This window comes from Mucilaginibacter ginsenosidivorax, assembly GCF_007971525.1.
Taxonomy (GTDB): Bacteria; Bacteroidota; Bacteroidia; order Sphingobacteriales; family Sphingobacteriaceae; genus Mucilaginibacter; species Mucilaginibacter ginsenosidivorax.
The window spans coordinates 2,648,522-2,662,108 of the sequence record NZ_CP042437.1 but is presented as its reverse complement, the minus strand read 5'-3'; the positions used below and the strand labels follow the sequence as shown (position 1 = coordinate 2,662,108).

The 13,587-nt window shown below is 42.2% G+C and carries 14 protein-coding genes; 5 read left to right on the top strand and 9 right to left on the bottom strand.

Going from position 1 to position 13,587, the window contains the following annotated elements; genetic code table 11:
- Window positions 1–52 precede the first annotated feature (52 nt).
- Together FSB76_RS11025 and FSB76_RS11020 are read left to right on the top strand one after the other, a co-directional pair.
- Entirely contained in the window at window positions 53–1,309 is a 1,257-nt protein-coding gene (locus FSB76_RS11025) for a glycoside hydrolase family 88 protein (protein ID WP_225976481.1), read from the top strand.
- Complete coding sequence (locus FSB76_RS11020) at window positions 1,310–3,205, top strand: glycoside hydrolase family 97 protein (protein ID WP_147053627.1); 1,896 nt, start codon at window positions 1,310–1,312, stop codon at window positions 3,203–3,205.
- Between the two features lie 11 nt (window positions 3,206–3,216).
- Here the strand turns inward: FSB76_RS11020 and FSB76_RS11015 are convergent, their stop codons facing one another.
- Genes FSB76_RS11015 through FSB76_RS10975 form a run of 9 tightly spaced genes read right to left on the bottom strand, consistent with a single transcriptional unit; the run spans window position 3,217 to window position 12,112 of the window.
- The gene (locus tag FSB76_RS11015) at window positions 3,217–4,302 is read right to left on the bottom strand and encodes a protein-glutamate methylesterase/protein-glutamine glutaminase (RefSeq protein WP_147053626.1); all 1,086 of its coding nucleotides are present in this window, start codon (window positions 4,300–4,302) and stop codon (window positions 3,217–3,219) included.
- 12 nt (window positions 4,303–4,314) lie between these two features.
- Window positions 4,315–4,797 (bottom strand): chemotaxis protein CheD, encoded by a 483-nt coding sequence (locus tag FSB76_RS11010; RefSeq protein WP_147053625.1) that lies wholly within the window; start codon window positions 4,795–4,797, stop codon window positions 4,315–4,317.
- A gap of 30 nt (window positions 4,798–4,827) precedes the next feature.
- Window positions 4,828–5,685 carry a CheR family methyltransferase gene (locus FSB76_RS11005; RefSeq protein WP_147053624.1) on the bottom strand — a complete coding sequence of 286 codons (858 nt, stop codon included), beginning with the start codon at window positions 5,683–5,685 and terminating at the stop codon, window positions 4,828–4,830.
- A gap of 23 nt (window positions 5,686–5,708) precedes the next feature.
- Complete coding sequence (locus tag FSB76_RS11000; protein ID WP_147053623.1) at window positions 5,709–7,358, bottom strand: methyl-accepting chemotaxis protein; 1,650 nt, start codon at window positions 7,356–7,358, stop codon at window positions 5,709–5,711.
- Window positions 7,359–7,382: 24 nt separating this feature from the next.
- Complete coding sequence (locus FSB76_RS10995; protein ID WP_147053622.1) at window positions 7,383–8,942, bottom strand: HAMP domain-containing methyl-accepting chemotaxis protein; 1,560 nt, start codon at window positions 8,940–8,942, stop codon at window positions 7,383–7,385.
- A gap of 17 nt (window positions 8,943–8,959) precedes the next feature.
- Window positions 8,960–9,433, bottom strand: coding sequence for a chemotaxis protein CheW (locus FSB76_RS10990; RefSeq protein ID WP_147053621.1), 474 nt, complete (start codon window positions 9,431–9,433; stop codon window positions 8,960–8,962).
- Entirely contained in the window at window positions 9,424–11,430 is a 2,007-nt protein-coding gene (locus tag FSB76_RS10985) for a chemotaxis protein CheA (protein WP_147053620.1), read from the bottom strand. The genes FSB76_RS10990 and FSB76_RS10985 overlap by 10 nt, the downstream gene beginning before the upstream one ends.
- Window positions 11,430–11,804, bottom strand: coding sequence for a response regulator (locus tag FSB76_RS10980; RefSeq protein WP_147053619.1), 375 nt, complete (start codon window positions 11,802–11,804; stop codon window positions 11,430–11,432). The genes FSB76_RS10985 and FSB76_RS10980 overlap by 1 nt, the downstream gene beginning before the upstream one ends.
- Window positions 11,804–12,112 (bottom strand): STAS domain-containing protein, encoded by a 309-nt coding sequence (locus tag FSB76_RS10975; RefSeq protein ID WP_147053618.1) that lies wholly within the window; start codon window positions 12,110–12,112, stop codon window positions 11,804–11,806. Before FSB76_RS10975 ends, FSB76_RS10980 begins: the two co-directional genes overlap by 1 nt.
- A 269-nt stretch (window positions 12,113–12,381) precedes the next feature.
- Here FSB76_RS10975 and FSB76_RS10970 point away from each other — a divergent pair, with 269 nt between their 5' ends.
- The 3 genes from FSB76_RS10970 to FSB76_RS10960 are packed head-to-tail and all read left to right on the top strand — an operon-like array spanning window position 12,382 to window position 13,579.
- Entirely contained in the window at window positions 12,382–12,705 is a 324-nt protein-coding gene (locus FSB76_RS10970; RefSeq protein WP_147060947.1) for an ArsR/SmtB family transcription factor, read from the top strand.
- Window positions 12,706–12,711: 6 nt separating this feature from the next.
- A complete protein-coding gene (locus FSB76_RS10965) occupies window positions 12,712–13,203 on the top strand; it encodes an SRPBCC family protein (RefSeq protein WP_147053617.1) in 492 nt (163 codons plus the stop codon).
- The gene (locus FSB76_RS10960; protein WP_147053616.1) at window positions 13,187–13,579 is read left to right on the top strand and encodes a DoxX family protein; all 393 of its coding nucleotides are present in this window, start codon (window positions 13,187–13,189) and stop codon (window positions 13,577–13,579) included. Before FSB76_RS10965 ends, FSB76_RS10960 begins: the two co-directional genes overlap by 17 nt.
- The last annotated feature ends 8 nt before the right edge of the window (window positions 13,580–13,587 follow it).

Sequence of the window (13,587 nt, the reverse complement as noted above, 5' to 3'; positions counted from 1 at the left end):
CATAGGTGTGTGCGGGGAGGCGGAGTACAAAATTGAGAACCAATAAAATATTATGAAAAGAAATTATCTGAAAAATCGTTTCAATATCAAAGCGCTGTACAAAATTTTACTCGTCCTGATGCTCTTGAGCGACGGATTTCGGGCTCATGCCCAAAAAAGCTTACAGGTGCTATTCAATATAAACTATTGCGCTGCGCAAGCGCAAAAAACGCTAAGTAATATTCCGGCAAGTGGCAATAACCTGCCCCGTAATATAGATAAAGGCAAAACAGACTGGCGATATGTAAACTACAAGGACTGGTGCAGTGGTTTTTGGCCTGGTATTTTATGGTACTTATATGAAGGAACCCATGATGAAAAATGGAAAACAGCTGCTGATAGTTTCACAAAGGAATTGCAGCCGCTTTCTGAGCATAGTGGTTTTGATCATGATTTGGGTTTCATGATATTTAACAGTTTTGGCAACGGTTACCGGCTAACGGGGAATCCCGAATATAAGCGGGTTGTATTGCGTTCGGCAGATTCATTGGCCACTTTGTTTAATCCCAAAGTAGGTACTATATTATCCTGGCCGTCGATGGTTAAAAAAATGGGTTGGCCCCATAATACCATTATCGATAACATGATTAACCTCGAACTTTTATTCTGGGCCTCAAAAAATGGCGGCAGCCGGCACTTATATGATATCGCGGTTAAACATGCCGAAACCACCATGCGCAATCATTTCAGGCCCGATTATACATCTTACCATGTGGTGGTATACGATACCATTACCGGGAAAAAAATAAAAGGCATAACCCACCAGGGCTATGCAGATAACAGTATGTGGGCCAGGGGGCAATCATGGGCAATATATGGTTTTACCATGTGCTACCGCGAAACCGGCAAAACCGAATTTTTAAACTTTGCACAAAAAGTAGCAGATGTATACCTGGGCCGCTTACCTGCGGATTTGATCCCTTTTTGGGACTTTGATGATCCTGCAATTCCCAATGCTCCTAAAGACGCTTCGGCGGCCTGCGTAACAGCTTCGGCATTGCTGGAACTGTCTGGCTTTGTAAAGGACAAACACAAGGCACAAATTTACCGGCAGAAGGCTGAAGCTATGTTGCAAACGCTTTCCTCGCCGGCTTACCAGAGCCATCAGGTAAACAATGCCTTTTTACTTCATTCTACTGGGCATCACCCCGCCGGAACAGAAATTGATGCGTCAATTATTTATGCCGATTACTATTATTTGGAAGCCCTGTTGCGGTTGGATAAATTACAACATGGCAAAGCCGCTCATTATCAACATAAATCAAACTAAATGAGGTATTTGCTATTAACTATAGTTTCGTTTATCGTTTTAGTGGCCAAAGGGCAAGGCTCTGCAACAGGTACGCCGCTTGTAATTCAATCGCCTGATAAAAACCTGAGTCTGAAGTTTTATCAAAAGCAGTTGGCCGGTAACAAGCGGGTTATGTGTTACCAGGTAACTTATAAGGATAAACAGGTTATCAGCGAGTCGGTTCTGGATATTCAGCTGGATAACCAGTTATCGGAAAAAGCCATGGCACTGAAGATAGATCAGCATAAAAACTGGTGCGAAAACCTGGTGATAAAAGATATAAAAACCACCGCGCATGATACCACCTGGATACCTGTAAATGGCGAACGCAGCCACATCAGGGATCATTATAATGCCTGCGATATCATCCTGGTGAAGGATGATAACCCCATGTATGTGATGCAGGTACAGGTGCGGGTTTATGACGAAGGCGCTGCAATACGCTATTACTTCCCCGAAAATGAAAAAGGGACGTATTACAACGTGACCGCCGAAAATACCGAATTTAGTTTCCCGGCGGGTACCCAGGCCTGGTTTGCCAACTGGGCCCAGGCACCTTATTACAAACTGCCACTCGCCAGCTGGCCGGGAGAAAGTGAACGACCACTTACTTTAGAGCTGCCCAACGGGCTGTTTGTAGCGCTTGGCGAAGCGCAGCTGGTTGATTATGCCCGCACCAAATTTAAGTTAAGCGATGATAAGCCTAACACCATAGTAACTGCTATGTTTGGAGGGGCGCAGCTTGTATCTCCGGTAGGTACGCCATGGCGCGCAATTATGGTGGCCTCGGCTCCCGGCGATTTAATAGCGCATGATTATATGATGCTTAACCTGAATGAACCATCACGAATAGCCAATACCGAATGGATAAACCCCGGTAAAATTATGCGCGTGATGACCCAAACCACTGCCGATGCCAAAGCCAATATCGATTTTGCGGTAAAACATAAGCTGCAATACATATTATTTGATTGGAAATGGTATGGGCCGGCATTTAGCTTTAACTCGGATGCAACAAAGGTGGCTATCCCCAATTTTGATTTACCAGGGATTATTCAATATGGTAAGGATAAAGGTATTGGCGTATGGTTATACGTTAACCAGCAGGCATTAATGGCGCAAAGCGACAGCTTGTTTGCTGTATATAACAAGTGGGGGATAAAAGGCGTAAAATTTGGCTTTGTACAGGTAGGTTCGCACCGCTGGACAACGTGGGTGGAAAAAGCCATACAGCAGGCGGCGGCCAGCCACATCATGGTTAACATTCATGACGACTGGCGCCTTACCGGCGAGCAGCGCACCTGGCCCAACCTGATGACCGCCGAAGGCGTACGTGGCAACGAAGAAATGCCTGATGCAACCCACAATACTATATTACCCTTTACCCGCTATTTAGCCGGCCCGGCCGATTATACCATTTGTTATTTTGATAAACGGATAAAAACAACCCATGGCCACCAGCTGGCATTGGCGGCAGTTTACTACAGTCCTTTGCAAACGCTGTATTGGTATGATAAGCCATCGGCAGAACATAGTGAACCCGAACTGGAGTTTTGGGACGACATTCCTACCACCTGGGATGAAACAAGGGTAATACAGGGAGCGCCCGGGCAGTATATTACAACCGCAAGACGTAAAGGAACCGAATGGTTTGTGGGTACTATTACCAATAATGATGCAAGGACGCTAAAGATGGCGCTCACCTTTTTGACGCCGGGCAAAAAATACAGGGCCAAAATATATAGCGATGATGCCGCGGTGGCCACAACTACGCACGTGCGGGTTAGCAGCAGCGTATTGAGTAGCAAAACTATTTTAACCATTAACCTGCAACCATCGGGAGGCGAGGCGATGCATTTAGAAGAGATTAAATGAAAAGCGGTTTGTTAAACAAACCGTTTTTCATTTATGAGTTGAACTACATATCTCGAAATTTCTTTCAAGGGTAAAATCTTGTCTGCTGCATTTAGCATAATGGCTTCTTTTGGCATCCCGAAAACAACACAAGAACTTTCATCCTGCGCTATGGTCCGGCCGCCGGCCTGCTTTATTTCAAGTAAGCCCCGGGCGCCATCGTCGCCCATGCCCGTTAAAATTATTCCGATGCCATTTTGCCCGGCGTAAATGGCTGTAGAACGGAACAATACATCTACCGCCGGCCGGTGACGGTTTACCAGCGGGCTATCATTCAGTTCAACATAATATTGCGATCCTCTTCTTTTAAGTAAAAGATGCCTGTTGCCCGGCGCTATTAATGCTGTGCCGGGTTTAACCAAATCGCCATCCTCTGCTTCTTTAACGCTAATTTTACATAAGCTGTTCAGGCGTTCGGCAAACAAGCGGGTAAAATTTTCGGGCATATGTTGTACTATCACAATGCCGGGGATATCAACAGGGAGCGGTTCTAAAAATGTCCTTATCGCTTCTGTACCGCCGGTTGATGCTCCCACTGCAATTACTTTGTCACTAATCGCAATTTGATTTTTTGGCTTTACGAAATGTAGCACCGCATCGGCCGATAATTTAGGTTCTACAGAAGGTTTCCCGATAACGGACTTCCTGGCAAGTTTGGTAAGCGCTGCCGATTTAACAATTTCACAAATCCTGTTTCTAACCTCATCGGTAAGTGCCGGTGTTTCAAACATTTCTTTTGTAAGTACCTCAACAGCGCCGTATTCCAATGCTTTCAGTGTTACTTCCATATCTCTCCCGGTGTTCCCCGTTATAATAATCACCGGAATTGGGTGCTGAGACATGATTTTTTTCAGGAAGGTAATTCCGTTCATCCGCGGCATTTCAACGTCAAGTGTAATAACATCCGGCACCTGCACTGCCATTTTGCTGGCTGCGATATACGGATCAGCGGCAGTGGCCATAACTTCAATGTCGGGGTCGGCGCTTAATGTCTTGTTCAGTAGTTGTCTGAATATGGCAGAGTCGTCAACAATAAGAACTTTTATTTTATTCTTCATATTGGTGAGGTGTTAGCCTTTGGGATCAATCTGTTGGTCGGGAAAGCTTTGTTTAATATATTTGATCATTACTTTACCACTTTCCGAGTAAAATAAAACCTTTCGTCCACGGTATCCTCCAACATTATGGCTTAAAACCGGTATTTGCTCCTTTTTTAACACCTCAATAGCCAGTTCGATGTTGCGCTCGCCAATATGAAATACGCCATTGGGTGTGCCTGTTTCGCAACCTCCAAACACTTTAGCTTTTAAGTTGCTTTTGTGGCTGCCCATAGCCAGCATTTTATTAATAATAGCCGGTATGGCAATATCGCCATACTTGTTTGATGGCGTACCCTCGCCGTTCCAGTAGGGCAACATATAATGGTTAATACTCCCAAATTCCAGGACAGGGTCCCAAAGGGCAACTGCTACGCACGAGCCCAAAATAGTATCGACAATGTGAGGCTTTCTACTCGCAAAAATCGACCCTGGGTATAGATAATATCTGTCCATTATAAACAATTGTAGTATAGCATCAGCCTTTTATTTCCTTTGAAAAATGTTAGGCCGTATTTGTGTTAAGGGTAAATTCATGTTCGATACGGATTCAGAATGCCCCAGGAATAAATACCCGCCAGGTTCTAATTTCGAACACAACTTCAGTATCACTTTTTCTTGTGTTGGCCGGTCAAAATATATCAAAACGTTACGGCAAAAAATGATATTGAAATTTGCTACCGGGCCAAAATCTTCGTCAATAAAGTTTAACCGGGCAAACTTTACTTTTTCTCGTAATTGGGGTACAATGCGCACGGTTTTATTATGCACATCCTTGCTTTTAAGCAAAAACTGCCGTTTCAATGCAATTGGAACGGGGGCTACTTTTTCCTCGGCATATACTGCTAACGCTGCTGCCTGTAAAACCCTGGTCGAAATATCGGTTCCCCAAATACTAAAGTTAAAACCCATGTGGGTATCGGCAAACAAGCTTAAAACCATGGCTAAAGTATAAGGCTCTTCGCCGGTAGAGCAGCCCGCGCTCCATACTTTAAACGGTTTTGCAAAGGAATAATCCCTGAAAACCTCGGGTAATATGTTATTTGATAAATAATCAAAATGAACAGATTCTCTGAAAAAATCGGTTTTGTTGGTCGTCACCACATCAATCATATGAATAAGCTCAGAACGCTGACCTTCGTTGCTGAAAATAAACTCGCAGTATTTTTTATATGATGGTATATTTAACGTTCGTAGCCTTTTAAGCAAACGCCCTTCCAGCATTATCTTTTTTGATGGCGGCAGCTTAATTCCATAATTGTTGTAAATAAATGTACTTAACCTGTTAAAATCAAGGTCGGTCATTTTGGAATTATCAAAGCTATCAATATTAAGGTAAGCCATATAAGGTAACTCAAAATAGCACGTTAAAATTTCTCATAATCGGCGTCGAGGGTATCCATATTTAAGCTAACCCCGTTGGTTGCTGATTTGTATTTGGGAGGGTGGCTTACCTTTGCTGTATTTCTCCTGGGCCTGCTTAAAGCGTTAGGCTGGTTAATTGCTGCCTTGTATTTTGAGCCGTTTTCAAACCTGAAAAATGAGATGATTTCTTTTAACTGGTCTGCCTGGGATGAAAGCTCTTCGGCGCTGGCGGCCATTTCTTCCGATGTAGCGGCGTTTTGTTGTGTAACCTGGTTAAGCTGCTGTAAGGCGCTGTTTATTTGCCCTGCGCCTAAATTCTGTTCAGAACTTGATGCGTTAATCTCTTCTACCAATTTGGCTGTATGCTGTATATTAGGCACAATTTCGCCCAACAGCCTGCCCGATTTCTCGGCAATGTTAACGCTTGATTTCGAAAGTTCATTAATTTCTGTTGCGGCAACCTGCGATTTTTCTGCCAGTTTCCTCACTTCTGCCGCAACAACGGCAAAGCCCCGGCCCTGGTCGCCGGCGCGTGCGGCCTCAACAGCGGCGTTAAGCGCAAGAATGTTTGTTTGCCTGGCTATATCGCTTATTATCGTGATTTTTTCGGCAATCAGCTTCATCGAACTAACGGCTTCATTAACAGCAACGCTTCCGTCCAGCGCATCGGCCGAGGCCTTGATCGCTATTTTTTCTGTTTGGTGGGCATTGTTGGTGTTCTGCTGTACACTTGCCACCATCTCTTCCATCGATGAGGAAACCTGTTCTGTAGCGGCAGCCTGTTCGGTAGCCCCTTCAGACATTTGCTGAGATGATGAACTTAACTCCTGGCTTGCGGCCACAATATTATCAGAAGCCGAGCTGACGTACGAAATAACATTTTTAAACTTATTGATCATTCCCTTCAAATCCTCCAGCAAAAAGCCTATCTCGTCGTTGCTAACTACGTTAATGTCAACAGTTAAATCGCCGTCGGCAAGTTTTGATACCACCGTTGTTGCATTTAAAATTGCCTTTTTGATGCTATATACAATAAGTAACGATATGGATAATGAAATGGCTATACCAAATAGCATGATGATATAAGAATGTGTTTTAGCGTCCGAATATATTTCCTGGCCTTTGTCATACTCGTCCTTAGAGACAGCTACCTGTATATCAATCAGTGCGTTTATATTATTTATAATGGGATCTATTTTCGGGAATAGCTCGTTAATAGTAAAGGTTGACAGTGCGGCTTTATCTTCCTTTTCTATTATCGACTGGAGCGACTCCATCGCTTCGTCTGAATTGCGCATTAACTCCTCTGTTTGTGCAGCCAGTTTTTTTTCTTCGGGTGTTGCAAACGTGGCGTTATAGGCTTTCCAGTTGTTGTCGATATCTTCCTGCGCCCGGGTAATTTTTCTTTTGCCTGCTTTGAAATCAATGACGCCATCCTTCATTTTTTGGGTAACGCCTTCAATATTAATAGCGTACATGTCGGTAATTTGCGTTAGTTGCTTTAGGCATACTACGCGGTCTTTAAATACCGTTTCAAGCGATCCGTTCACATTACTTAGATTATTCAGTCCGTACAAGCCTATTGCCACGAGGGTAAACGAAGTAAGGAAAACCATGACAAATAGCTTTGTCGAAATTTTAATATTGTTCATAACATCTGATCGTTTAAGTCCGGTTTAATATTTTTCGTATTTTTCGTCTATCGCATCCTTACCATTCATATCTATCCTGATACCTTTATGAGGGTATTCAACTGCCGGCTTTGTTTTCTTAACAGCGTAATTGTTGCCGTTAAAAGTTTTCTGATATGGTTTTATAGCCGTTGCACGCCGTAAATCCATGCGCGATTTAACATCGGTTCCGGAATCAAAGTTTACAATATCTTTCAACTGCTCGGCCTGGCCCGATAATTCTTCCGAACTTGCAGCCATTTCTTCAGAAATTGCCGCGTTTTGTTGTATAACCTGGTTTAGTTGCTGCAATGCATTATTAATTTCATTGGCCCCGGTGTTTTGTTCCATACTCGAGAGGCTGATTTCCTGTACCAGTTTGCACGTTTTCTGAATTTCGGGCACAATCAAATCAAGTAATTTTCCCGACCTTTCGGCAATGGTGACGCCTGATTTAGACAGGTTGTTAATTTCATGTGCAGCCGTTTGACAACGTTCGGCAAGCTTCCTTACTTCGGCGGCTACAACTGCAAAGCCCCGGCCGTTATCGCCGGCCCTTGCGGCTTCAACAGCAGCATTTAACGCCAAAAGATTGGTTTGGCGGGCAATATCTCCAATAATTGAAATCCGCTCGGCAATCTCTTTCATAGATTGTACGGTAATATTAACCGCCTTGTTGCCTTCAACAATATCTTCAACAACTTTTAACGCTATTTTTTCGGTTTGTAAAGCGTTTTCGGTGTTTTGCTGTATACTTGATACTATTTCTTCCATTGATGACGAAACCTCCTCGGCCGATGCTGCCTGTTCCGTAGCCCCCTCAGACATTTGCTGCGCCGATGAACTCATTTGTGAGCTGGCCGACGAAATATTTTCTGAAGCTACCTGCGCGTACGAAACCAGGTCTTTAAGCCTGGCAACAATGCTGTTGATGTTTTTAATAATAAAAAAAGCAAGTAATAACGAAATAGTTATGCCCAGAAATATAACAGTATAAGCATGGGTTTTAGCCGTTGAATACACAATTTGACCATTTTTGTATTCGTCATTGGCTACTGAAACCTGGATATCAACAAGCGTATTAACATTGTTGAGGATAGAATCAACTTTGGGGTTAACATCGCTGAGGGCAAGGGATGCGAAAGCGGGCTTATCCTCTTTGTCCATAAGAACTTTAAGGGTCTCTAGCGATTCGTCGGCATTGCTCATCAACTCTGCCGTTTGGGCCGATAGTTGTTTTTCTTCGGGAATAGCGCCGGTTGCTACGTATGCCGCCCAATTAGCTTTAATTTCTTTTTGGGCCTTTGATATTCTCTTTTTGCCGGTTTTAAAATTAATACTGCCATCATTTATTTGCTGGGTAACGCCTTTAATATTAATAAGGTACATATCCGAAACAACTTTTAGTTGTTTAAGGCATACTACCCGGTCTTCAAATACCGTTTGGAGCGATGCGTTTACATCCTTTAAATTAAGCTGCCCGGTAACGCCAACTGCACCAATGGTGAGGAACAGTACACCAACCAGGATGTAAAGTTTGGCCGAAACTTTTATGTTTTGTAACATTATGTAACGTTTTAAAATTAACTTTCAGTAATAGCATATACATCATCGGCCGAGAAAACCTTGTCGATATTTAATATCATGACAAAATTATCCTCTACTTTTCCAATGCCGGTTATAAAATCTTCGCGGTACATGGCGCCCATACTTGCTGAAACCTGGATGTCCTCATCCGGGATATCAATTACTTTTTGTACCGAATCAACAATGGCGCCTACCAGCAAGGGTTCTTTTCCGCTATCGATATTCAATACCACAATACAGGTATCAATGGTAAATTCGGCATCGGGCATGGCAAATTTGTTGCGGGCATCCATTACGGGTAAAATATTACCCCGTAAATTAATTACACCCTTCATAAATGCAGGCGATTTGGGAACGTTGGTAATGGGGCTCATTTCTAAAATCTCCAATACGTCGCCCACGTTTATAGCAAAAAGCTCGTTTTGAAGTTTAAACGTTAAATACGATTGTGTTTGCAGTTTTATTGACATGTTGCAAGGCGTTTTTGGTGTAAGTATTCCTCAATAACTTTATTGGTATCCAACACAAGGGCAATTTTGCCATCGCCAAGTATTGTTGCTCCCGAAATATGATCCATGTTTTGAAAATATCGCCCAAGCGGTTTTAATACGGCCTGAAACTTCCCAACAATATTGTCGACAATTAAGGCAACTCTTCTTTCATCGTAGTATACTAATATAATTTCCTGCGAACCCGACAGGTTTTCTTTGCCGTCGAATTCTTCGCTTAAACTGATAAAAGGGATTTGTTCGCCATCAAGTATAATGAGGTTATTGAAGCGGTTTAATTGCTGTACGGCGGGTGCTTCAAAACACCTATCGACAGCTGCCAGCGGAATAACAAATGAAACATCATTAATTTTTACCAGCAGGCCATCAATTATAGATACCGTAATGGGTAGTTTTATAGTAATAGTTGTGCCGATGTTTAGCTGGGAAGTGATTTTAATTTGGCCCCTGATGTCTTCAATCTTTCGTTTTACTACGTCCATCCCTACACCCCGACCCGATATTTCGCTTACCTGTTCGGCCGTTGAAAACCCTGGCAGAAAAATAAGGTTGAAAATCTCTTTTTCGCTAAGCACTTCATCTTTACTTATAATGCCCTTTTGTAGGGCTTTATCCTTTATTTTTTGAGGGTCGATGCCTTTTCCATCGTCCTGAATTTCGATGTAAACATTAACCCCGGCACAAAATGCTTTAAATAAAATTTGGCCATGCCTTTTTTTACCGGCCTTAACCCTGTCGTCCGGGTATTCGATGCCATGATCAATGCTGTTTCTGAGCAGGTGCATTATCGGATCGGCCAGGCCTTCCATAATGTTTTTATCCAGTTCGGTATCGGTACCTTCGGTAACAAAGTCTATTTCTTTATTCAGTTCATTCGCCAGGTCCCTAACCAGGCGGTTGAAGGGGTTTAGCATGTTTTTGATAGGCACAAGGCACATACTGAATGCGTTATCCCTAAGCCTGGTTGATATTTTTTCCAGGCTTTCGGTCACCGCCAATAATTCCGACTGCGGATTTTGGTCGGTAAGTGTGCCAAGTTTAGCTTGTAAGGTCATCAACTCGCTTACAAGACTCATCAGGTTATCCAGCCGTTCTGAGGGTACCCTAATACTTGATATTACATTTTTTTTGCCCGTTTCTGTTACTGTGGTTTTTGAAACAGCCGGCAAAATATCTTTGATAGTTTCGTCAGGATAATCTGTGTTTTCATTTTGCTGTACCAGCGGCTCTTCGGACTGGGGCAATAAATTAATTTCGAGCTTACACCGGCCCTCAACAAAAACAAACACCTCCCTGATGGTGTCAATACTAACGTTGGTGGCCAGGTAAATATCCCAGGAAGTATAGCAATACGTGGGCTCGATGTCCTGCAAGGAAGGAATACTATCGATATTTGGAATAATGGTACAGTTACCCAGTGTTTGCAATTCCTCTAACAGGTAAACAGGATTGGTTCCGTTGTAAAATATTTCGTTATAGGGTTCAAAAACGATATGGTAGTTTTTTAACCCAGCATTTTCTGGTGCTGATGTTTGAACAGTTGTGGCAAATAAATTGCTTTCAACGTTGGGTTCGTCTAAAATATTCTTCAAAACCGTTACAACCCTTACCGTAAGGTTTTTATGGTTTTTTTGACGCTGAGCGTCTAATTCACCTTCATTTTTTACCAAATAAGTTAAATGATCAAGCGAATCAAGTGTGATGTCGATGATTTCTTTGGAGATTTTTTTCTGCCCGCTGCGTATGTGCTCGTAAATTGATTCAAGATGGTGGGTGAATTCTGTAATTGCCTTAAACCCAAACATCGAACTATTTCCTTTTAGGGTGTGCATGGCTCTGAAAACCTGCTGTATCAACTCGGCATCATCGGGGCAGGTTTCCATTAAAAGCAAGCTTTTTTCCATGTCGGCTATCACCTCCATGGCATCTTCGCTAAAGTTTTGCTTGTATTGGTCCATTATCCTATTATTTTTTTTACAGTTGAAACCAGTTTTTCTTTAAGAGCATCCTTACTCAATAACACCGTTGCGCCAGAGGTTTTGATATATTCCCGAATGCTGATTGTACTATCTGAAACAAACAACACAACAGGTAAAAATTTATAATACTGCATGTTCCTTATCTCGTTAATTAACTGCAGGCCATCTTTATTAGGCATGTTCAGATCGGTGATAACGAGGTCAATATTCTTTTTATCAAATTGCGTTAATGCATCTTCACCATCGCAGCTGGTTAAAACTTTGTAGCCTGCACTTTTAAGCATAAAGCTTGTTAGCCTTATCACCATTTCGGAGTCGTCAACCAATAGCACTGTTTTTCCTGCGCTGTTCATTAAACTGATATGAATTTGTTAAACCCTGAATTATTTAACACTTCGCTGATGTACGCCGTTGGTTCAAAAATGTAGTGGACTTTTTTGCCATGGTCAGACGCGCTCCGGGATAAGGCCATGAGCAGTTGTAATGCTGTGAGGTCTATTTTATCAATGTTTTTAAAATGTAGCTCAACATGGTCATGATTGGCAAGAAGCAACAAAAATTCATTTTTTATTTCAGCGGAATCCCTGATCTCCAGGCTGCCGCTGATAGTTGTTTGTATTCCATTGCCTGTAAGCATATTTGTGAAAGAAACATTTTCCATGTATAAACCAGTTAATTAGAGGGCAGGGAATTAATTTTTTAGTTTTTAACGTGTAATTGGCAAGCAAGGTTATATTTAAAACAAGAAGGTTTTAGCGCTTAAATAAACTACGCAAATTCAAAAAAAGGATTTGGGGTTTGATCATGCAGCAGATGCTTTTATCTCACACATATCAGAAATTGCAAAAAGTGCTGCAAATGACAAATAAATAAACAAAAATTTGCGTAGTTAAATAACTACATTTATATTTGTAGTCAAATAGCTACATGATGAATTTAAGACGAGACGTATTCCAGGCCATAGCCGACCCGACAAGAAGGGCTATACTTTTGTTGGTTGCCACACAATCGATGACTGCCGGTGCCATAGCCTCAAACTTTAATACGGCAAGGCCAACCGTTTCAAAGCACTTACAAATACTTACCGAATGTGAATTGCTTGGCCAGGAGCAAACAGGCAGAGAAATTTACTATCATATTAACGCCAAAAAAATGAAAGCTATAGCCGATTTTATTGAGCCGTTCCGCCAGATGTGGGATGACAGGTTTAACAAACTGGAAGATATCATGAAAAACTATCAACAAAAAAAATAGCCTATTATGGAACTTAAAACCAAGATTAATGCCGAAGACGGCAAACAGTACCTGGTAATTACAAGGGAGTTTGATTTACCGCTGGAATTACTTTTTAAGGCCCACATTGAGCCTGAAATAGTGGAGCAATGGATGGGGACTAAAGTATTGAAGCTTGAAGGTAAAAAGCACGGTAGCTGGCAGTTTGAAACATCAGATGCAAAAGGAAATGTAGTTTTCAGGGCCAACGGGGTGATTCACGAGTTTGTTCCCAACCAGAAAATCACCCGGACTTTTGAAATGGAAAATACACCTTTTCCTGTTCAGCTTGAGTTTTTGGAATTTGAACAACTCACCGATGCTACCAGTAAGATTAACATGCGTATCGTATATAAATCAGTTGAAGACAGAGACCAAATGCTGAAGCTTCCTTTTGCCCAGGGACTTAACATGGCACATAACCGGTTAGAAAACACGTTGAGAAAATTAAACAATATACATCATGACAAAGCGCAATAAAATTATCTATTGGGTTGCAACTATCTGGCTTGCATTAGGGATGATATCAACCGGGATAGTGCAGCTGCTAAAAATGAAAGAAGGGCAGGGCGGTGCAGATAGTATAGCGCACCTTGGTTATCCTGTTTACCTGTTAACAATATTAGGCGTTTGGAAATTTTTGGGAGTTGTAACCGTGCTTATTCCTAAATTGCCATTGATAAAAGAATGGGCTTATGCAGGCTTTTTCTTTGTGATGACAGGTGCAATATTTTCACATCTGGCATCGGGCGATGGTGTTAAAGAGATATTTCCATCGTTGTTATTGCTGGTGCTAACGATAGTATCCTGGTATTTCAGGCCTGCAGACAGGAAATTGATTTCAGTTAACCCATAAAAAAAGAA